The sequence below is a fragment of the Bacillus sp. FSL W8-1127 genome (genome assembly GCF_038006725.1).
Lineage (GTDB): Bacteria > Bacillota > Bacilli > Bacillales > DSM-4216 > Bacillus_O > Bacillus_O smithii.
In genome coordinates this window covers 3,388,268-3,407,712 of record NZ_JBBOVU010000001.1, presented here as the reverse complement: position 1 = coordinate 3,407,712, position 19,445 = coordinate 3,388,268, and the positions used below count along the sequence as shown (strand labels likewise).

The 19,445-nt window shown below is 40.6% G+C and carries 20 protein-coding genes and 1 pseudogene; 14 read left to right on the top strand and 7 right to left on the bottom strand.

All coding sequences use genetic code 11. From position 1 onward, the window contains the following. Positions 1-765 precede the first annotated feature (765 nt). Positions 766-2,286 carry an acetyl-CoA hydrolase/transferase family protein gene (locus NST12_RS15965; RefSeq protein ID WP_341102035.1) on the bottom strand — a complete coding sequence of 507 codons (1,521 nt, stop codon included), beginning with the start codon at positions 2,284-2,286 and terminating at the stop codon, positions 766-768. 222 nt (positions 2,287-2,508) lie between these two features. Next, entirely contained in the window at positions 2,509-3,159 is a 651-nt protein-coding gene (locus tag NST12_RS15960; protein ID WP_341102033.1) for a LytR/AlgR family response regulator transcription factor, read from the bottom strand. Positions 3,160-3,538: 379 nt separating this feature from the next. Between NST12_RS15960 and ybaK the strand changes: the two genes are divergently transcribed. After that, complete coding sequence (gene ybaK / locus NST12_RS15955; protein ID WP_341102031.1) at positions 3,539-4,021, top strand: Cys-tRNA(Pro) deacylase; 483 nt, start codon at positions 3,539-3,541, stop codon at positions 4,019-4,021. 13 nt (positions 4,022-4,034) lie between these two features. Here the strand turns inward: ybaK and NST12_RS15950 are convergent, their stop codons facing one another. After that, positions 4,035-4,877: an alpha/beta fold hydrolase gene (locus tag NST12_RS15950; protein WP_327796733.1), complete on the bottom strand. Its 843-nt coding sequence runs from the start codon at positions 4,875-4,877 to the stop codon at positions 4,035-4,037. 186 nt (positions 4,878-5,063) lie between these two features. Here NST12_RS15950 and NST12_RS15945 point away from each other — a divergent pair, with 186 nt between their 5' ends. The 6 genes and pseudogenes from NST12_RS15945 to NST12_RS15920 all read left to right on the top strand — a co-directional run bounded on the left by NST12_RS15945 (position 5,064) and on the right by NST12_RS15920 (position 10,890). Further along, positions 5,064-5,267, top strand: a complete 204-nt coding sequence (locus NST12_RS15945) for a hypothetical protein (protein ID WP_341102029.1) — start codon at positions 5,064-5,066, stop codon at positions 5,265-5,267. Positions 5,268-5,781: 514 nt separating this feature from the next. After that, on the top strand, positions 5,782-6,000 hold the full coding sequence (gene sda / locus NST12_RS15940) for a sporulation histidine kinase inhibitor Sda (RefSeq protein ID WP_048624284.1): 219 nt from the start codon (positions 5,782-5,784) through the stop codon (positions 5,998-6,000). Positions 6,001-6,802: 802 nt separating this feature from the next. Beyond that, positions 6,803-7,657, top strand: a complete 855-nt coding sequence (locus NST12_RS15935; RefSeq protein WP_341102027.1) for a Cof-type HAD-IIB family hydrolase — start codon at positions 6,803-6,805, stop codon at positions 7,655-7,657. 282 nt (positions 7,658-7,939) lie between these two features. Beyond that, complete coding sequence (gene ilvA / locus NST12_RS15930; RefSeq protein WP_341102024.1) at positions 7,940-9,202, top strand: threonine ammonia-lyase IlvA; 1,263 nt, start codon at positions 7,940-7,942, stop codon at positions 9,200-9,202. A gap of 155 nt (positions 9,203-9,357) precedes the next feature. Next, positions 9,358-9,757 (top strand): annotated as a pseudogene (gene tnpA / locus NST12_RS15925) (IS200/IS605 family transposase). 11 nt (positions 9,758-9,768) lie between these two features. Next, complete coding sequence (locus NST12_RS15920; RefSeq protein ID WP_341102021.1) at positions 9,769-10,890, top strand: transposase; 1,122 nt, start codon at positions 9,769-9,771, stop codon at positions 10,888-10,890. Between the two features lie 415 nt (positions 10,891-11,305). On the opposite strand, the gene bshB2 is transcribed toward NST12_RS15920, so the two are convergent. Then, the gene (gene bshB2 / locus NST12_RS15915; protein WP_341102266.1) at positions 11,306-11,986 is read right to left on the bottom strand and encodes a bacillithiol biosynthesis deacetylase BshB2; all 681 of its coding nucleotides are present in this window, start codon (positions 11,984-11,986) and stop codon (positions 11,306-11,308) included. Between the two features lie 30 nt (positions 11,987-12,016). Further along, positions 12,017-12,364, bottom strand: a complete 348-nt coding sequence (locus NST12_RS15910; RefSeq protein ID WP_003354347.1) for a YojF family protein — start codon at positions 12,362-12,364, stop codon at positions 12,017-12,019. Between the two features lie 552 nt (positions 12,365-12,916). On the opposite strand from NST12_RS15910, the gene mobA reads away from it, so the two are divergent. From mobA to NST12_RS15885, 5 genes are all read left to right on the top strand, one after another. Beyond that, on the top strand, positions 12,917-13,534 hold the full coding sequence (gene mobA / locus NST12_RS15905) for a molybdenum cofactor guanylyltransferase (protein WP_341102018.1): 618 nt from the start codon (positions 12,917-12,919) through the stop codon (positions 13,532-13,534). Next, on the top strand, positions 13,527-13,979 hold the full coding sequence (locus NST12_RS15900) for a molybdenum cofactor biosynthesis protein MoaE (protein ID WP_048624280.1): 453 nt from the start codon (positions 13,527-13,529) through the stop codon (positions 13,977-13,979). The genes mobA and NST12_RS15900 overlap by 8 nt, the downstream gene beginning before the upstream one ends. A 71-nt stretch (positions 13,980-14,050) precedes the next feature. Next, the gene (gene moaD, locus NST12_RS15895) at positions 14,051-14,284 is read left to right on the top strand and encodes a molybdopterin converting factor subunit 1 (RefSeq protein WP_003354344.1); all 234 of its coding nucleotides are present in this window, start codon (positions 14,051-14,053) and stop codon (positions 14,282-14,284) included. Positions 14,285-14,327: 43 nt separating this feature from the next. Then, on the top strand, positions 14,328-15,344 hold the full coding sequence (locus NST12_RS15890; protein ID WP_003354343.1) for a ThiF family adenylyltransferase: 1,017 nt from the start codon (positions 14,328-14,330) through the stop codon (positions 15,342-15,344). Between the two features lie 279 nt (positions 15,345-15,623). Then, positions 15,624-16,307: a uracil-DNA glycosylase gene (locus NST12_RS15885; RefSeq protein ID WP_003354340.1), complete on the top strand. Its 684-nt coding sequence runs from the start codon at positions 15,624-15,626 to the stop codon at positions 16,305-16,307. Positions 16,308-16,457: 150 nt separating this feature from the next. Here NST12_RS15885 and speE read toward each other — a convergent pair whose 3' ends face one another. After that, complete coding sequence (gene speE, locus NST12_RS15880) at positions 16,458-17,318, bottom strand: polyamine aminopropyltransferase (RefSeq protein ID WP_048624278.1); 861 nt, start codon at positions 17,316-17,318, stop codon at positions 16,458-16,460. 325 nt (positions 17,319-17,643) lie between these two features. On the opposite strand from speE, the gene NST12_RS15875 reads away from it, so the two are divergent. Continuing rightward, positions 17,644-17,913 (top strand): YwdI family protein, encoded by a 270-nt coding sequence (locus NST12_RS15875; RefSeq protein ID WP_048624277.1) that lies wholly within the window; start codon positions 17,644-17,646, stop codon positions 17,911-17,913. A 105-nt stretch (positions 17,914-18,018) separates the two neighbouring features. Further along, positions 18,019-18,390, top strand: a complete 372-nt coding sequence (locus NST12_RS15870; protein WP_048624276.1) for a DUF423 domain-containing protein — start codon at positions 18,019-18,021, stop codon at positions 18,388-18,390. Positions 18,391-18,584: 194 nt separating this feature from the next. Here NST12_RS15870 and gerQ read toward each other — a convergent pair whose 3' ends face one another. Further along, positions 18,585-19,070 (bottom strand): spore coat protein GerQ, encoded by a 486-nt coding sequence (gerQ, locus tag NST12_RS15865; RefSeq protein ID WP_327804605.1) that lies wholly within the window; start codon positions 19,068-19,070, stop codon positions 18,585-18,587. Between the last annotated feature and the right edge of the window lie 375 nt (positions 19,071-19,445).

The following is a 19,445-nucleotide window of genomic DNA, read 5'->3' as shown; positions in this document are numbered from 1 at the left end:
TTTTGTTTCATTTATTTTGTGAAGCAGAATGAAACAAAAGCCATTTTTTTGACTCTGTACTGAATGAAGTAAAGGTCCTTTAAGTTTTATGTGATTGAAATATCCAACTCGATTTTTAATATCTTTGACTTGCGAAAAGGAGGAGGGGAAGAGTGTGGGTTATTTATGATGGAACGATTAGAGGCATATGAATCTAGGGATCATCAGTTGGTAGGCGGAAGAATATCATGTTTGCGGGCGGAGAAAACGGGGTAACAAAAGCGTATTTGGCAATTAAAAAATGTAGTAAAATGGCAAATAAGTGTATTCATCAAACTAAATACTACTTCAATGATTGACATGGAGCCTCTGCGGTCATGATTTTTGGCAAATGACAGCCTCAAGAAGCTTTGCAGGCACTCGAGAGCCTTATGCCCTCCGCTCCATGTAAGCAGCGGTTATGCAGTATTTTGTGCATGCTCTTAATTGCCAAACGATGCACTTTTTTGGTTATCGACACAACAAAAGCGTTCCCATGCATCCCTAAATAATAAGATCTTTTATAAAAACGATGGATGACTAACGGTTTTGACGGCCTTTATAAGATAGATTCTACCAATCTGTAAAAGGAGGGCTTTTGTTTTTAGATATTCGGTGGGAAGGTTTGCGGACGATCCTAAGCGCCAATCGTCGCCACCCACAGTGGTTTATTGCTTCGCACGCTATCGCTAGTTCAACTGATAAAGTGAAAATGAAAAACTCCCGTCTGGAAACGGGAGTTTAAAATTAAGAATTGATATATTGGTGATCAAACAGCATGGTTCCGTGTTTTAAATAATTGGCATGCCAAGAAAATGCCTTTTCTAAAACATGAGGTGTCTGTCCACCTACTTTTAAGGCTTCTTCATAGTACGCAAGCAGTTGTTTTTTATACATTGGATGAGCGCAGTTTTCGATGATCAAGCGTGGTCGTTCTTGAGGAGCGAGTCCTCTTAAATCAGCGTATCCTTGTTCGGTTACGATAATGTCCACATCATGTTCGGTATGATCTACATGGGAGACAAAAGGCACGATACTAGAGATTTTGCCGTCTTTGGCGATGGACTTAGTCACAAAAATAGAAAGACGGGCATTTCTTGCAAAATCACCGGAGCCTCCAATGCCGTTCATCATTTTTGTTCCTGTCACGTGTGTCGAGTTGACATTGCCATAAATATCAACTTCCAACGCAGTATTAATAGAAATTAATCCGAGGCGGCGGATAACTTCTGGATGGTTGGAAATTTCTTGTGGCCGCAAAATGAGCTTGTCTTTATAGCGGTCCAAATTTGAAAAAACGGCTTTCATTTTTTCTTCGGACAACGTGATGGAGCAGCCTGAAGCAAAGCGTACTTTACCGCTGTCAATTAGATCAAATACGGCGTCTTGAAGAACTTCAGAATATACTTCCAAATCTTCAAATTCGGAAACTAGCAAGCCGTGCAGCACCGCATTGGCTACGGATCCGATCCCTGATTGAATAGGAGCTAAAGTGTTATCCAGCCGGCCGGCTTTAATTTCTTTTCTGAGGAAATCGATTAAATGATTGGCCATAACAGCCGTCTCTTCATCCGGCGGCACGATGGTTGAAGGAGAATCAGAAGCGTCTGTAATCACAATGCCTTTTACTTTTTCCGGATCAAGAGGAATGCCGATTTGACCAATTCTTGAATCCACTTTTGTCAACGGAATAGGTTCGCGTTTTCCTTGTGGAGCCAGATCATAAACATCATGGAGCCCTTCCAATTCTGCAGGTTGGGCTAAATTAATTTCTACAATAACGGCATCTGCTTTTTCAATAAAAATAGAATTATTTCCAACTGATGTAGTTGGAATGAGAAGTCCGTCTTCGGTAATCGCTGTAGCTTCAATAATGGCAAAGTCAATTTTGCTTAATACATCGTTGCGAACATATTCTGCAACATGAGAAAGGTGCTGATCAACAAACAGCATTTCTCCTTGATTAATTTTTTTGCGCATTGCCTTATCTGCTTGAAATGGAAGACGTTTATGAATAATGCCTGCTTCGGCCATTAGTTTATCAATATCAAATCCGAGAGAAGCTCCTGTGAAAACGTTTACTTTGAATTTCTCAGTTTTAGCACGGTCAACTAAAGCTAGTGGAACAGCCTTTGCATCCCCTGCACGTGTAAAACCGCTCAACCCCAATGTCATCCCATCTTGAATCCATGAAGCAGCCTCGTGAGCTGGAACAATTCGATCAGCTAATCTAGGATCACGTAAGCGTTCTGCAATACGTTTCTCCACCAAAAATCCCCCCTTTGATTGTTTAAAACATTCTACCAATTTAAGGGGGAAATCTCATTATTTTTTGTATGAAAAGCCTTAATTTTGTTGTAAAGCAGAAAAAATTTCGCAAAAAAGAATTTTAGATACTTTAATGCTAGATGCATTTTTAAAAAAAGGCTTCCCTTTTGACATCGCAAGAGGGTCATATAAAAGAAAATGGAAAAAATTTTCATTGTTCTTTTAAAAGTTAAGGGATCTGCGAAAAATGCTAGCGTACGTTTGGCTGACAGGAATCTTTACGTTATTTTTCATAATCAGCAAAAAAGTGGAATGGGAATCAGGATGAATTTCTTTAATAAAATGAACATTAATAATATAAGAACGGTGAACTCTAATAAACAAGTTATTTGGCAATAGATATTCGAGTTCCGTTAAATTCAGTTTATGAGTTCCTTCCAATGTTTCCGACTGGACTTTCGTTTTGCGATTTTGCGCTTCTAAATAGACAATTTGCTCATAAGGAATAGGATACCATCTCTCATTAAACTTAATGGTTAAGAAATTCGCAGAAATGGGTGAAGGTTTAGCCTGCAGAATGGTTGTAATCGCTCCAGCAGGACGATCTTTTTCAAAAATAGGGATGCTCATGCCGAAATAAGGAACGCCGAACACTTCTTCATCAATATAGAGAGAAACTTTTTGGCCTGTTGACAGTGCTTTGTAGGCAGCGGTCCCTTGTTTTACGGGGTCCCCGGGCTTTATTTTTAAATCAACTGTTTTACTTGGTTTATAATAAATATATTGTTTGTGGTCGGAAATCGCGATTGAAGTGTTTTTAGGCAAGTATTCAGAAAGAATTCCCATTACAGAAACGACGGTAAATTTGTCCACTAGGTGTCAACTCCTCCAACTTTGTACTTCTGTATGAACGATGTCGAAATATTAGGTTTTTTTGAAAATCGTAAAACCTTTACCATTTATTATACCAACTTGATTCCGTGCTTAAAAGAACGTTTACATTAAAATTGATCTATTTTTGATATATATGATGGTCTTCCACCGGTTGAAGGTTCAAAAAATTGAAGATGCTCGAAATTTGTCGGATAATAAAGAGTGAAGAAATCAACGAAGAAGCGGTTTCCCAGGGGAACAGGAGATATGAAAACAGCGATATGTATTAGACGGCGTATGGAAGAATGGAATCTCTCGTTTTTTTTATGAGTGGCTGACGCGCCGGCGGAGTAAGAAACTAGACGGAAAGGTGATTAGGATGCCAAAAGCAAAAACGAACGCCATAAGGATGCTGGATACTAAAAAGATTCCCTATAAGGTTTATACGTATGAACCACATGGCGGAAAAATAGACGGTGTTTCGGTAGCGGAAAACCTCGGCAAAGATCCTCATTGTGTGTTTAAAACACTGGTGGTTCAAAGCGGAACAAAGCAGCTGTATGTGTTTGTCATTCCGGTGGCGTCTGAACTGGACTTGAAAAAGGCTGCTAAAGTAGCAGGAGAAAAAAAGGTAGAGATGCTCCCTGTCAACGAGCTGCAAAAGTGGACGGGTTATGTTCGTGGAGGCTGTTCGCCCATCGGCATGAAAAAGCATTACCCCGTTTTTATCGATAAGCAGGCGTTAAACTGTCATGAAATCATAGTAAGCGGAGGAAAAATTGGAGTTCAAATAGAATTGTCACCCGCAGACTTGCAAAAAGTCGTCAACGCCAAAATAGAAGATCTAGTTAAAGGGGCCTGACCCCCTTCACACTTTAATGTGTGAAAGGGGTCAGGCCCCATAAAAATGTTCCGATAAAATGGTCGACTTCGGTGCTTTCATGCAGGCCGCTATGTGTCACTTGTACATTCTGGACGATTTTGTCTTGATAATTGTGGCGAGGGACCATTCTTCGGATAGACAAGGCGCTTGAAATGTTGACTACTTGGTCGCCTTTTCCGGCAATAGCGAGTACTTTGATGTCTGGTGGGAAGTGGTTCGATTTTCTCCATAGGTCTTGTAGAGCTTTAGATCCAGGTTTTAAATCGAGAGCGGCTGGTCCGCTATTCACTTTAAAGTAAGAGGATTGGTCAATCCCCAAAAAAGGGCTGCCAATGGTGACCAATTTTTCTACTTTAGGATAGCGAAGCTGGTTGCCGTGATCCAGGAGAAACTTGGTTGAAATAATTCCCCCCATGGAATGGCCGACAATATTCACATTTTCAATCCCGTATCGTTCTTTTAACAAAAGCATCACTTCAGAAAGCCAATGGGAAGTGTCCTGAAAACTGGCTCGGTTGTTTTCAAAAACGACTTGAATGAACATTCTATGGCTGTCATTTGGGATATGTCCGTTCACGAAAAGATGTCCGTTTTTTGCCACTTTGCAAATCAGCACACGATGACCCCAATGATAGTTATATTCAAAGCGGTTCAGCATTCCGTTAAAAGAGTTGTAAGTTCCTTTATAGCCATGAACAAAAATGGTCGGTGGATCGATATAGGTTTGATTTTGCGAATTGACCGGTTCGGACCGATTCAATAATTGAAAACTGATATAAGCTAATAACAGTAAAAGTGACAATAAAAAAGGTATATTTTTACCGCTTTTACTCATTTTTGACCCTCCAATGCGTGTGCATTGTATCATATCTATATAAAATTGAAAATAAGATGTACATTCGAACATTTCATTTTTGGTATAAAACACCGTCAGGCATTGATCTTTTCAAAATTTATTTTGTCCAGCAGCATTCGATTGGATCATGTGTTTTTGGTGGCAATAATAGACAGAAGATGGTGAATGAGGGAGTTTTTTTGGAAATGGCGCAAAGAATTCTGTTTTTTGGGTGGATTTTTAAAAGGTGTCTGGGGAGGAGAAAGGCTTTATTGTTTTGATGGCAAAATAAATATAGAAGTGATTTATCGATTAAAAAGGAGATTTGCGTTTTTTGCAAACTTTTCTTGTAAGAAACGATGGTGGACAGACAAACAAACAGATGCTTGATCGTGAATGGCTATTCAAATCAAAAGGAAGGATGTTGAAAATTCTTTCGACCATGGAATGCTTTTTTTTGCTGATAACATGCAATCTTGTTCGTCAACGAAAAATCGCTTCTACTTAATGCATTCCATACAGAGGGAACATCAATTGAACATAAGCTGCTAAATGATGAAGACGCATTTCGGCAAAAAATGTGACAGCCCGATGAAATCTGACTAAATAGAAGGTGAAAATTTGAAATTAATGGATCGATGGATGTCAAGAATACGAGTGGAACAGTGAATGCTGGCTAAACGCTAATAAAGTCGAAAGAAAATTTTGTTGAATTTTTTGAAAAACCCTTTATTTCTATTAAAAATCATATTAAAATATCGATGTTAATGAGGATCAGGCCAGAAAAAACGATCATTACCCAGAAATTTTGAATTATTTCTTAAATGGTGAATACTTGATCAAAACGGGAATGTTGCCATATTTTTAAGGATCGGGTCCCCTTTTTTGTTTTGAGGAACTTTTCATGATTCAAAAGAAATCAAAAAGGGAAAAGAGGTTGGGAAAGGTGAATCCATCGCTTGTTTTGCTGAGGGATGAACAGTTGATGGAAGTATATGAACGAGCTAAAACGGAAAATCTCTCTAAAGATTTTATTCAATTGCTGGAAATGGAAATCGAACGAAGAAAAATTAAAAGTAAAACTGATAAACAATATGAAAAATTAAGGCAGATTATTCATTAATGATTTCACAAAAACGTATGTATAGGGACATACGTTTTTTTTATGTGCGCCCGGCATGTACATGAACTATAGGGTGTAAGTCCCGAACCCCGAAGACAGAAGTAGAGGTTAGCCAAGAGCAAGGGTGTCCGTGGTGACGCGGAATCTGAAGGAAGCTGGAGGCAAAACACCGGTCCGAGGAACACGAACCTCATATAAGGCTAGGTATGATTGAGTGAGTTTGCATAACAAAACAAAGCTCTTTCTGTCGAAGGTCATATCGAGTAAATGAGGCGGATAGATGGTGTGAAAGTGCATGTACTTACCCGGGGAGGTCTGGCGGATATGTGAAGTACTCTTCATAACCTACTTAGTGATAAGTAGCTGAACCGTCAGAAGTCAGCAGAGGTCATAGTATTAGTTGGTCTAGAACAACTAAGAAGGACCGAACAATTAAGAGAGAATAGCCCTTGGTATTCAGTGAGTCATGATGAACACAGAAAACGTAGTACCTCACTTGAGGGAGGAAGCGGTGAATCCCGTGGGAGACCTCTTGGAGGGTGGAGTGACCACTGGCATAAAGAGAACAGCTATTCACGGAAGTTATAAAGACTTGCGTCAATTATCTTAATTGAACCGCCGTATACGGAACCGTACGTACGGTGGTGTGAGAGGACGGGAGTTAATCGCTCCCTTCTACTCGATGGACTGAAGTTTCGACAGCCTTTAAACGGGTGCGGAAAACTGATCTTGTCTTTAAAAAATGGTAAGATAGAAATGAATTGCTGAAAGTGTAATGAGGAAATAGATAAGGGTGAAATGCATGATTAAATGTATTGCTACAGACATGGATGGAACACTGTTAAATAGCCGGCAGATGATTAGCGAGGGTAACCGTACAGCCATCAAAAAAGCCCAAGAAAAGGGAATAGAAGTCGTGATTGCCACAGGGCGTTCGTACGATGAAGCCCAAACAGTATTAGCGGAAGCTGGCTTACAGTGCCCAATTATTTGTGTGAATGGAGCGGAAGTGAGAACAAAAGAAGGCGAAATCATTCATACAAATGAATTATCGGCCAAACAATCCCTCGATATTTATGAAATTCTTTATCATTCGGATACTTATTACGAAGTGTTTACTAACAAAGGGATATATACGGATCATTATGAAAAAGGCGTTCAGACGTTAATGAACATCTTTCAAACGGCAAATCCAGATATGCCGGAGGATCAAATTTATGAAATGGCCAAAAACCGATACTCCAAAGGACATATTCAGATTGTAGAAAACTATGAACACGTTATCGAAAGCAATGATCAGCTTGTTTATAAATTCCTTGTTGTTTCAAAAAATCCTAGTGAATTGATGAGGGTCAAAGAGAAATTAGAAGCGATTCCGGAAATTTCGGTAAGTTCATCTGGAAGCGAGAATTTGGAAGTGACGCATAATAAAGCTCAAAAAGGAATCGCATTGACGTGGTTTACTGAAAGAATGGGCATATCTATGCAAGAAACAATGGCGATCGGCGATAACTTGAACGATCTCTCTATGTTTGAGAGAGTGGGGCGCTCTGTTGCGATGGGAAATGGCCATCCGGATATCAAAAAAATTTGCAGCCATGAGACAGCGGTGAATGACGAAGATGGGGTTGGAAAAGCAATACTGGAAGTTCTTTAAAAGTTCCCAAGACCGAATGATACGAATAAATTCAATAGAGACAATAAGCTATCCAAAAACAGCTTATCGAACTTACCGTCAGTAGGGAATGTAAATTCTTAGCTGGTGGTAAGTTTTCTTTTATCATCAGTGGCATTGGCTAAGATGATGTTATGTTTATTTTCGCGCTTGATTCAAAGGTGAGCTATCATAAAAATCATCATTTTAAGAAAATTTGTTCATCTATTTGACCGAAAATGTGTTAGAATTATTTTTAAAATTCAAATATTAAGAAGGGGCGTTATGATGAGCAAAGCTTTGACAAAAATCAGTGTGGAAGACATCGTAGTAGCCAATCAAATGCTGAAGGATGTAGTGGAAAAAACACCTCTACAAAAAAATGAACGATTATCCGAACGTTATCAATGCAATATTTATATAAAAAGGGAAGATTTGCAAATCGTCCGTTCTTTCAAAATACGCGGTGCCTACCACTTCATCCAGAGCTTGACAGAAGAAGAAAAGAAAAAAGGAGTCGTATGCGCCAGTGCCGGCAATCACGCTCAAGGGGTGGCTTATTCGTGCAAAAATTTGGGAATCTACGGAAAAATTTTTATGCCGACGACGACTCCACGGCAAAAGATTTCCCAAGTTCAATTATTTGGCGGCTCTTATGTAGAAGTGATTTTAACAGGAGATACATTTGATGATTCATATATGAAAGCAAGAGAATGTTGTGCTAAAGAAGATATGATATTTGTGCATCCGTTTGATGATTCTCGCATTATTGCGGGACAAGGAACGGTTGGGGTAGAGATTATGAATGACAGTGCTGAACCGGTGGATTTTGTTTTCGCTGCGATTGGTGGGGGAGGATTAGTTTCCGGCGTCGGCTCTTATATAAAGAGCATCAGCCCGGAAACAAAAATTATTGGCGTTGAACCGGAGGGGGCGCCAAGTATGAAAAAATCATTGGAAAACGGAAAAGTGATGAACTTAGAAAATATTGATCCGTTTGTTGACGGCGCTGCGGTCAAGCAAGTAGGAGATTTAACAATGGAAATCTGCAAAGAAGTTGTGGACGACATCGTGGTGGTGCCGGAAGGAAAAGTTTGTACGACGATTTTGAATTTATACAATGAAAATGCGATTGTGGCCGAACCTGCAGGGGCTCTTCCTATCGCCGCTTTGGATTTTTACAAAGATCAAATAAAAGGAAAAAATGTTGTCTGCGTTTTAAGCGGAGGAAACAATGATATCTCGCGAATGCAGGAAATCAAAGAGCGGTCTCTTATTTATGAAGGATTAAAGCATTATTTTATCGTCAATTTCCCGCAGCGCGCTGGTGCATTAAGGGAATTTATGTCTGATGTGCTAGGCGAGCATGATGATATTACAAGATTCGAATACACGAAAAAGAATAGCCGCGATGAAGGACCGGTGCTTGTAGGCATTGAATTGAAAAAACGGGAAGACTATTACCCGCTGATTGAGCGTATGAATCGCAAAGGCTTCCCGTATATGGAAATTAACAATGACCCGCTTTTATTTAATTTTTTAATTTAACTTCCCTCCGAAAGAAGTCTCCTACTTCTAAACGTGAAAGTGCGGAAGCACCAGTGAAAGTGGGAGATGAATTTCGGTTAGGCGTAGCCTAAAGTTGTCTCTTTTTTGTACTACGATATAATCAGTATTTATATAAATGAAAGACTGTTATATCAATGAAATTAGATAATAATAATCATTCGGTATTCCTTTTGTATTATCATCTTGTTCTGGTCGTAAAATATCGCAGACAAGTGATTGATGACCCCATATCTGACTATGCAAAAGATATGTTTATTCGACTTGGTGAACATTACAATATTTCCTTGGGCGAATGGAATCACGATCTTGACCATGTGCATATTTTGTTCAAAGCACATCCGAATAGTGAACTATCAAAGTTCATCAATGCCTATAAAAGTGCAAGTTCTAAGACTTATCAAAAAGCATTTTCCACAAGTGAAAAGAAAACTTTGGAAAGAGTATTTTTGGTCAAGAAGCTTTTGCTTACTTACAACAGGTGGTGCGCCCATTGAAGTGATAAAGCAGTATATAGAAAATCAAGGGAGGAAGTGAGGTGATTTGATATGGCAAACAAAGCATATAAATTTCGTCTGTACCCAACACAAGAACAAGAGCGACTTCTTACAAAAACCTTCGGTTGCGTTCGTTTCGTCTACAACAAAATGTTGGCTGAACGAATGGAAACATATGAACCATTCAAGGACGACAAAGAAGCCTTGAAAAAGCAAAAAAAATTCCCGACTCCTGCAAAGTACAAAAAGGAATTTCCATGGCTCAAAGAAGTAGACAGCCTTGCGTTGGCAAACGCTCAACTGAATTTGCAGAAGGCATACCAAAACTTCTTCTCTGGTCGTGCTGAATTTCCGAAGTTCAAAAGCCGAAAGGCGAGACAGTCCTACACAACCAACGTGGTCAACGGAAACATTATGCTTTTGGATGGTTATATCAAATTACCGAAACTGAAACTTGTAAAAATCAAACAACATCAAGAAATTCCGTCACATCATATCATCAAGTCTTGTACGGTTTCTCGAACAAAAACAGGAAAATACTATGTTTCTATTCTCACTGAATACGAACATCAACCTGTACAAAAAGAAGTACAAGCTGTGGTTGGCTTAGATTTTTCCATGAACGGTTTATTTATCGATAGTGAAGAAGGTAAGACAGCCAATTACCCTCGTTTCTATCGCCAAGCCTTGGGAAAATTAGCGAAAGAACAGCGTGTTCTATCACGCAGAAAGAAAGGTTCTAATCGTTGGCACAAGCAACGACTAAAAGTGGCGAAGCTACATGAAAGAATTGCGAATCAACGAAAAGACTTTCTACATAAGGAATCGCACAAATTAGCGAAACTATATGATTGCGTGGTTATCGAAGACCTCAACATGAAGGGAATGTCCCAAGCACTCAATTTCGGCAAAAGCGTTGCTGATCATGCATGGGGCATGTTCACGAAATTTCTCCAATACAAGTTAGAGGAGCAGGGGAAAAAGCTTCTCAAAATAGATAAGTGGTTTCCATCATCCAAAACTTGTTCATGTTGCGGTCGAGTAAAGGAGTCTCTATCTCTTTCTGAGCGCATATTCCATTGTGATTGTGGTTTTGTAGCAGATAGAGATTGGAATGCTTCTATCAATATCAAGCGTGAAGGATTGCGACTGTTGGCATTAGCATCATCATAAATAGAGCATGGAACAGGCTCGATAGCTAAGTAAATTTCGTACCGTTAGGTGCGATTACCTTAGAAGCCCTCACCTCTAAGCGAAGCGTAGGTAGCGGGTAGTTCACTATCTTCATCCAGCTCATGGCGCCTCATTAAGGGATGATGATCAAAGTCAAAGAGAAGACGCTCCAAAGAGTTTACATAGGATCGGTTCTTTCCTGTTTTGATGCAGGCGATGAGTGGATAAGAAAAATAATAAAAGCCAGTACCAACGTGAAAGAAGTGGGCTGGCTTTTTTGTGTAGAATTGGTTTGATAGGTATTGGTTGCGATCGAACTCTTTCTTGCGATCATTGCCTTTTTAAAATAAAACAATCGCTTAGAGATGAAAGGCAAAGTGCTGCTCTTTGACGAGCGTTTATGACAAAGATAGGATCAATCTACTTCGTCACGATCCCATTGATAGCTCCATAAACGTTCTGTTGTTAACCGTTCGCTGATCGGATTGTTTTGAGCTATGCTTTCCTCTAATCCCTTCAGCATCCAAGCGGTTTGGGAGATATGCGCTTTTAAAGCAGCGATCTTGATATCCTGTACTTCACGAATATCGTTTACAATATCGGGTTCACCTAGATTTCTTTCGCAGTCTTTGGAAAAGGCTGTGCAGTATAGCTTCGGCCGTTTTTCCACTGGAATTCGGCGCACCGCTCTTACAACCGCACGTCCGGTAGCTTCATGGTCCGGGTGGACGGAGTAGCCGGGATAAAAAGTAATGATCAACGATGGATTCAGCTCTTCGATTAAATCAGTCACCAGTTTGACCATTTTTTCGTCGTCTTCAAATTCCACCGTTTTATCGCGAAGCCCCATCATTCGCAAATCTTGAATGCCGATCACTTCAGCTGCTTTCTCGAGTTCCTTTTTACGGACTTTGGGCAATGTTTCTCGAGTAGCAAACGGCGGATTGCCTAAATTTCTTCCCATTTCGCCCAATGTCAGACACGCATAGGTGATAGGAACGTTGTTTTTCGCATAAATGGCAAGTGTTCCTGAAACCCCCATTGCTTCATCATCCGGATGTGGATAAATAACCAGCACATGACGCTCTTTTTCGATTTTGTTCATGTTCTAAAATCGCTCCTTTCCTTAGTCGAACGGTGTGTGGCTGATTTCCAAAGCAGCCGCTAATTTTCCGTCATGGCCATGCCCCGAAAGAAGCAGTCGTCCTTGGTCATCCAGTTCAAAATGGGTGAGGCCTTCTACGTAAATCCATCCGAGATCCAACTTCAAACCGATCCGATATGGACCTGTTCCTGCGATTTTGCCATGTTCATAGTTTACTTTGGCATTCCGGATAAAACAACCGGCCGAAAAAAAGCCTTCGTTAAAATGAGAAGCATAAGCGCCGTTCGTCGTTTCCACATGGATATACACATCTTTGCCGGCGAATTGATTGATATATTCTTGGACCTTGTCAGCGAGAATCGGCTCCATTTTCTTCACCTCTATACAAAAATATATAGATTCATTGTACTAGAAAACAGATAGAATTGCGAAAAGAGTTGGGCAATGAAAGACTCTCTGCAAAATGTTCGTAACGGTCGATGGTCCCCTTCTAAATTTCTTTTCTTTCACACTAATTGTTTGAACTTCTTTTCAAACGGTGCTTACTATAGAAGCGTTGCTGACGAGTGAACAGAGTCCGAAATTCGGCGGCTGACCGCAAAGGCTTCCGCTTACACAAGTTCTGATCGTTTCCATATGCCGCTGTGGGAGAAAATACTTTTGGACGTTTTGACGCTGTCGGAAAAATAAAGCGTTTTCTGTCAAAAGGTTTGTTCGTTGTTTAACGATATAGTAAAATCAAGGAAAAAGAACAACTGAAAGATGTTCATGTAACTTTTGAACGGATGCAACGCTACATTACACTATTGGGAAGAATGTTTATTTGTCAAAGAGGCAAAAACCATCGGAATAAATTTTAATCTGTGATTTTCATTTTGTGAATCTTCAATGTAAGCAGCGCAATAGAGGGGAACGAGACAAGTGGAAACAACGGTGTTTTTGTTGGCTGGCGGTCAATCGACCAGAATGGGGATGAATAAAGCACTTTTGGAAGTCGATGGGAAAACCATGCTGGAGCGATTAAAGGATGAGTTTCAACCGTTGACTTCTAAAATGGTGTTGCTGACGGGCAGTCATTCTTATTCTATGGATCTTCCCCAGCTGCCAGACGATGTGTCTTTTCGAGGATGCGGGCCGCTTGCAGGAATTTATACGGGTCTTCTTCATTCGGATACGGAGATGAACTTGTTTGTGGCTTGTGATATGCCGTTCGCTTCCAGACGTATCGGGAAATGGATGATAGACGAATTGGCAAAGACCGATCAAGATGCCATTATCCCTATGACGGATGGGATTCTTCATCCTTTATTCGCTGTTTATAAGACATCAGCGAAAGAAGCGGCCAAAATTCAGCTTAAGCGCAAGCAATATCGTTTGAAAGAATTCCTCCGCTTGTTGGATATGAAGATCGTGGCGGAACACGATGTTCCTGATGCTTTAAAAGCAGAATATGCGAATGCTTTTTGGAATATGAATGATCCCGAATCGTTCAAAGTGGTGAAAACGATAATAAAAGGAATGAAAAGAAACGATGTTTAAGATTACAAAACAGCCAATCAAAATGGAAGAGGTAGTCCAGCAGGTGGTCCGGCCTGAAGCAGGTGCGGTTGTGACGTTTTTAGGTACGGTAAGAGAATTGACAAACGGGAAAAAGACCCTTTATTTGCAATATGAAGCCTATGAATCCATGGCAGAAAAGAAATTGAGACAAATTGGAGAGGAAATTGAAAAAAGATGGCCGGGGGCTAAAACGGCGATCGTGCATCGAATCGGCCGGCTGGACATTTCTGATATTGCGGTAGCGATTGCTGTTTCCACTCCGCATCGGAAGGACGCCTATGAGGCAAACCGCTATGCTATTGAAAGAATAAAAGAAATGGTGCCGATTTGGAAAAAAGAGCATTGGGAAGACGGAGAAGAGTGGATTGGAAATCAGCAAGGCACGATTGCTTATTCCGATGGGAAACCACCGCAGGAATCATAATGTCCCTGGTGAAATGGATGAAGTAAACGTGCAAGCAATGCAGGCATGAAGGAAGAAATGGAGGATGTAGGATGATTCGTATTTTATTTTTTGCTCATCTTCGTGAAGAAACGGGGCAATCCGAAGCAGAAATAGAAGGAGCCGGAAAAACGATCAAACAAATAAAAAAAGAAGTGGTGGAACAGTTTCACGCCAGCCGGCTCGATTCTGCTATGACAGCTGTCAATGAAGAATTCGTTCCGGAAGACTACAGAGTAAAAGAGGGAGATGTCGTTGCCTTTATTCCACCTGTTAGCGGGGGATAACAAGCGCCACAGGATGCTATTTTAACGGAAAGAAGGTGCAGCAATGGAACGGTATTCCCGGCAAATACTGTTTGAACCAATTGGGAGAGAAGGACAGAAGAAGCTTTCCCAAAAGCATGTTTTGATCGTGGGGACTGGAGCTTTAGGTTCTGCAACAGCCGAAATATTGGCTAGAGCGGGAGTAGGCCGGATGACCGTCATTGATCGCGATTACGTGGAAGAAAGCAACTTGCAACGGCAGCATTTATATAGTGAGGAAGATGCTCGCATGCGCTGGCCAAAAGCGGCCGCGGCAGAAAAAAGGCTTGGAGAGATCAATGGTCTCATTGATGTAAATTCCATTGTCGGCGAGGCAGATGCTGCATTGCTGGAAGAGTTGGCGCAGGAAGTCGATCTCATATTGGACGGTACGGATAACTTTGAAACTCGTTTTTTAATCAATGACATTTCCCAAAAATATCGAATTCCTTGGATTTTTGGAGCTTGTGTGGGAAGTTTTGGAATGACTTATACGATTGTTCCCGGAAAAACTCCCTGTCTTCAATGCTTATTAAAGCAAATGCCGATGCAAGGATTGACTTGCGACACGGTGGGAGTGATCGGACCGGCTGTTCAAATGGTGGCTGCTTATCAGTCGGCGGAAGCGTTGAAGATTTTAACCGACCATCAAGAAGATTTGCGTCCGTCTTTTGTAAGCTTTGATCTTTGGAAAAACGATCATTTGGAAATCAAAGCGGGGGCATTAAAGGATGAAAGCTGCTTATCTTGCGGGGCACAGCCTGCTTATCCTTTCTTGTCGCGGGAAGCACGCACAAAAACAACTGTTCTTTGCGGAAGGGACACAGTGCAGGTAAGGCCGGGGAAAAAACGAGACATGGAGCTATCTGCACTCGCTCTTCAATGGAGAAGAGCAGGCTGGAATGTAGAGGGGAATCCTTATTTATTATCCATTGAAAAAGAGGATCTTCGCATCGTTTTATTTCAAGATGGCAGAGCTTTGATTCACGGCACGAAAGATGAAGCCACGGCAAAAAAAATCTATCAAACTCTTTTAGGATAGCTGTTAATGAACATAAACAAGCGGCGGCCCGTTTCAACATCCGGCCGCTCTTTTACTTTTGTATTTTTCTTAAACGAATGTTTGAAAAATTTTTTGAAATCTTTATTTTTCTGATGATGCGCTTTCTGTTGTGTATACAGCAACTTCGAAAAATTTTTTGATGGCGAAGATAACCGAATCCTTCTTTGCTCGTTGGAAGTAGCGCTTTTCGACAAAAATTGATAAGGTATAGTTGAATCAAGAATAAACATTTCATGGAAAAGGCAAAGGTGGGAACGAATGAAAAAGAAAATTCTATCCAATGACTGGGCTCCGTTATTGGAGGAAGAATTTGAAAAAGAATATTATCTACGCTTGCGTGAATTTTTAAAAAAAGAATATCAAACAAGAATTGTTTATCCGGACATGTATGATATTTTCAATGCCCTTCATTTTACTCCCTACAAGAACGTAAAAGTAGTGCTTTTAGGGCAAGATCCTTATCATGGACCTAATCAGGCCCACGGTTTAAGTTTTTCAGTCAAACCGAATGTTCCAATCCCTCCTTCTTTAAAAAATATTTTTCAAGAATTGCATGATGATCTAGGCTGCTATATTCCTGATAACGGCTGTTTGATCCCTTGGGCGCGCCAAGGCGTTTTGCTGTTAAATACAGTTTTAACGGTTCGCCAAGGAGAAGCCCATTCTCACCGCGGAAAAGGATGGGAGCAATTTACCGATCGGGTGATTTCGCTCATCAATAATCGAGAAAAACCGGCGGTATTTATTTTGTGGGGGCGTCCGGCTCAAAGCAAATTGCCGCTGATTGATCAGACGAAGCATTTTATCATCCGCTCGCCGCATCCTAGTCCATTGTCCGCAAACCGAGGATTTTTTGGCAGCCGTCCGTTTTCAAAAGCAAATCGCTTTTTGCGGGAAATAGGTGAGACAGAAATTGACTGGCAAATTCCCAATCTTTCATAAACCATCTTTCATTCTTTTGACAAATAACAACAAAAGTCGAAATGTTTCACGTGAAACATTTCGACAAAATGCTTGAAGGATTTTTTATCATCCAAACGAATCTATTGTGAATTTCCAGCTTTTCTTGCATGCATGGATATAGAAAGAAGTTTATTTCAGCAGGTTTTTCATTTGCTGAGGGAGAAGAAAACAGCTTTGGAAAATTTCGGCGTTGAAATATTTGGTATCAAGGTTAGGTACTTGTTTGCTGTTAGTATCAATCGGATAGACTTTTGATCCTAGCGTAAAACTCCACATTCCTCCTGGGTAGGTTGGAACAACAGCTTTATAGACACCGGCATAAGGGAATAAATTTTGAATATGATCAAACGTTTGTTTAAGAATCTCCTGATGGAACAAAGGAGATTGACTTTGACATACTATAATGCCGTCTTTTTTTAATACTTTTTCTACGCTTGCATAAAAGTCATGTGTAAATAATGCTTCTGCGGGCCCGACAGGATCGGAGGAGTCAATGATGACCACATCATATTCGTCTTGGCGATTTTTCACGAATTCAATCCCGTCTTCAAAAATAAATTGAACGCGGGGATCGGATAAGTTCCCTGAAACATCCGGTAAATATTGTTTGCAAGATTTCACTACCAGTTCGTCAATTTCCACCATATCGATTTGTTCGATGCCGGGATGTTTGGCTGCCTCTCTTGCTGCGCCGCAGTCGCCGCCTCCGATAATGAGCACTTTTTTAGGATGGGGATGAAGCAGAATAGGAACATGGGTAATCATTTCATTATAAATGTGTCCATCCAAGGAAGTCGTTTGTACAACCCCGTCTAAAACCAGCATTCTTCCGAAATCATACGAATCTACAATCATGACATGTTGATAGGGGGATTGTTCTGAGAAAAGAATCTCTTTTAGTTTATAACTGATTTTCAGCGTATTTCGGTCATTTTCTGTCAGCCATAGGCTCCCGTCTATTTCTTGCAGCCATTCGAGATTAGTGTTCATCATGATCGTCTCCTTTCTTTTTTGATTCCCATACAAATGTAAAAATTAGACCTGTTTTGATAGAATAGATCTATACGACCCATATTGTAGCAAAACAAAGCATACTGTGAAAATACTCGGTTTTCGGGCCTTGTTTTACGGATTATTTGAAAAAGTGGCGACGATTTACAGAAGAATTTTTTCGCTTGAATTACATATTTCAGAACGATCATAATGGAATTATGATGTCCTTTTCATTTTGAAAGCATACCGATAAAGCCAATAGAGGACTTTTAATCCGTGAAACAGAGAAGGGTTTAAAAATGGGCTTAGGGAGGTGGAGATTTTGCAGATCAGCCATTATCAACTTTTAAAGAAAATTGAAGAGGAAACAAAAAAGGCGCGCCAAGAAGAAAATAGCGATGCATTATATCAGCATCTTTATACCATAAAAACTCTGTGTGAAGTTGTGCTCGATTCACAATTGAACCCTGCGGCATTTTTGGAAGAGAACAGCACGCCTGTCAGTCCTGCTGAAGAAAGGGCTTTGCCTTTGCAAGGAAACAAGCTGGAAACGGATGATGGAGCCAACGGAGATTCCATTTTTGATTTTTAACGAATTTTTTGCCGCTGGACCCGGAGATGGAAACACTAAAATGCTTTTTAAGCAGATGGCTGTATAGATAAGTGGCAGCAAAACCTTGAAGGGAGAGGGAACAGGATGAAAATTTTTGTCATAATAGGGGCTATTAATGCACTGCTGGCTGTGGCGTTGGGGGCGTTTGGCGCACATGGACTGGAAGGAAAATTGGAACAAAAGTATATGGATATTTGGAAAACCGGCGTCCAATATCAAATGTTTCATGCACTTGGGCTGTTGATTGTCGCCATTTTAGCGGGAAAATATCCGGCTAGTTCACTTATTTCTTGGTCGGGATGGCTTTTGTTTATTGGAATTGTGCTCTTTTCGGGAAGTTTGTATGTACTCAGTTTGACGAAAATTCATATTTTGGGGGCCATTACTCCTTTAGGCGGGATCTCGTTTTTAATAGGTTGGTTTTTGCTTGTTTTGGCAGCAACCAAGTGGATGTAAAAAGATTGGATTGTCAATACAATCAAATATTAAAAGGAAGAGGCGATCCCATCCGCTTTTGTAGGGGCCTCTTCTTTTTTTGATTGTTTCTGTTTTGTGCTTGTGATATCCGCGAAGCTAGGGATAGAAATCATGCATTTGAATCGTTAAACGAGCAGGATCATCACGCTTAAAACACCCCAATAAAGGGCACGTTATCTTGGCTGGTACGATCCGCCTGGTCCGCCGCCTCCGCCTGCAAACGGATATTCATACTCAATCGGTTCTTCAAATGTAATGTAGTCCACGTATACCATAGGAAGCAAATAGCGTGTGCCTGTTTGCGGATCGCTTATAATAAGATGATCGCGGCCGGCTGCCTCGATAACTCCTTTGAAGATTTTGGCATTCCATTCTCGATTGTTTTCAAATGTCATATATACGGTGACGAGTTTCCCTTTATTCAGCCGTAAAATATTTTCAATATACGATTGCTCTAGGGGAAGCATTCCCGGAATATATTGAGCGACGCTGGTTGGAGTTTGTTGGCTTGGAGCAGCACCTCCTACTTGCTGCTGTTGCTGGCTCGCTCCAGGGTAAAAGGGTACATGAGGATATGGGCTTGGCTGGACCGCTTGAGCCGGATATCCTTGCGGATAAGTATAATACACTTGTTGGTTACCACTTGGTTGTTGCCTCATTCGAGATCCTCCTTATTCTAATATTCATACACCTTGGGCAAGAGGTTTAATAGAAAGTAAAAGGAATAGACCTGCCTGGTTCTATTCAGGAAACTGTTCATGAAACAACCACTTTTTAGTTGACGGGTGAAATGGTTCTTTTGCCAACCATTTTCTATTTCTGGCTCTTCTGATATGTCTTCGGAGGTTGGAAGCATGGCGCTGCCAATAGGTCTTATCAGTTGCAAACAGGAAAGCAATGGCATTGGAACATCCATCTTTTATGGATTATAGGCTTACCTTTCCTATAAAACAGACAGAAAAAGCACCATCTTCGCTATAGGCAGTTTTTCTGTATTTCACCTCACTTTTTGAAGAGCGTCTTTATGTTTTTTA

Coding starts and splice junctions, on each gene's coding strand:
- ybaK (WP_341102031.1), top strand. CDS start 3,539: ATGCCAAAAGCAAAAACGAACGCCATAAGGATGCTGGATACTAAAAAG.
- NST12_RS15950 (WP_327796733.1), bottom strand. CDS start 4,877: ATGAGTAAAAGCGGTAAAAATATACCTTTTTTATTGTCACTTTTACTG.
- NST12_RS15945 (WP_341102029.1), top strand. CDS start 5,064: ATGAGGGAGTTTTTTTGGAAATGGCGCAAAGAATTCTGTTTTTTGGGT.
- sda (WP_048624284.1), top strand. CDS start 5,782: ATGATTCAAAAGAAATCAAAAAGGGAAAAGAGGTTGGGAAAGGTGAAT.
- NST12_RS15935 (WP_341102027.1), top strand. CDS start 6,803: ATGATTAAATGTATTGCTACAGACATGGATGGAACACTGTTAAATAGC.
- ilvA (WP_341102024.1), top strand. CDS start 7,940: ATGATGAGCAAAGCTTTGACAAAAATCAGTGTGGAAGACATCGTAGTA.
- NST12_RS15920 (WP_341102021.1), top strand. CDS start 9,769: ATGGCAAACAAAGCATATAAATTTCGTCTGTACCCAACACAAGAACAA.
- NST12_RS15910 (WP_003354347.1), bottom strand. CDS start 12,364: ATGGAGCCGATTCTCGCTGACAAGGTCCAAGAATATATCAATCAATTC.
- NST12_RS15900 (WP_048624280.1), top strand. CDS start 13,527: ATGTTTAAGATTACAAAACAGCCAATCAAAATGGAAGAGGTAGTCCAG.
- moaD (WP_003354344.1), top strand. CDS start 14,051: ATGATTCGTATTTTATTTTTTGCTCATCTTCGTGAAGAAACGGGGCAA.
- NST12_RS15890 (WP_003354343.1), top strand. CDS start 14,328: ATGGAACGGTATTCCCGGCAAATACTGTTTGAACCAATTGGGAGAGAA.
- NST12_RS15885 (WP_003354340.1), top strand. CDS start 15,624: ATGAAAAAGAAAATTCTATCCAATGACTGGGCTCCGTTATTGGAGGAA.
- speE (WP_048624278.1), bottom strand. CDS start 17,318: ATGAACACTAATCTCGAATGGCTGCAAGAAATAGACGGGAGCCTATGG.
- NST12_RS15870 (WP_048624276.1), top strand. CDS start 18,019: ATGAAAATTTTTGTCATAATAGGGGCTATTAATGCACTGCTGGCTGTG.
- gerQ (WP_327804605.1), bottom strand. CDS start 19,070: ATGAGGCAACAACCAAGTGGTAACCAACAAGTGTATTATACTTATCCG.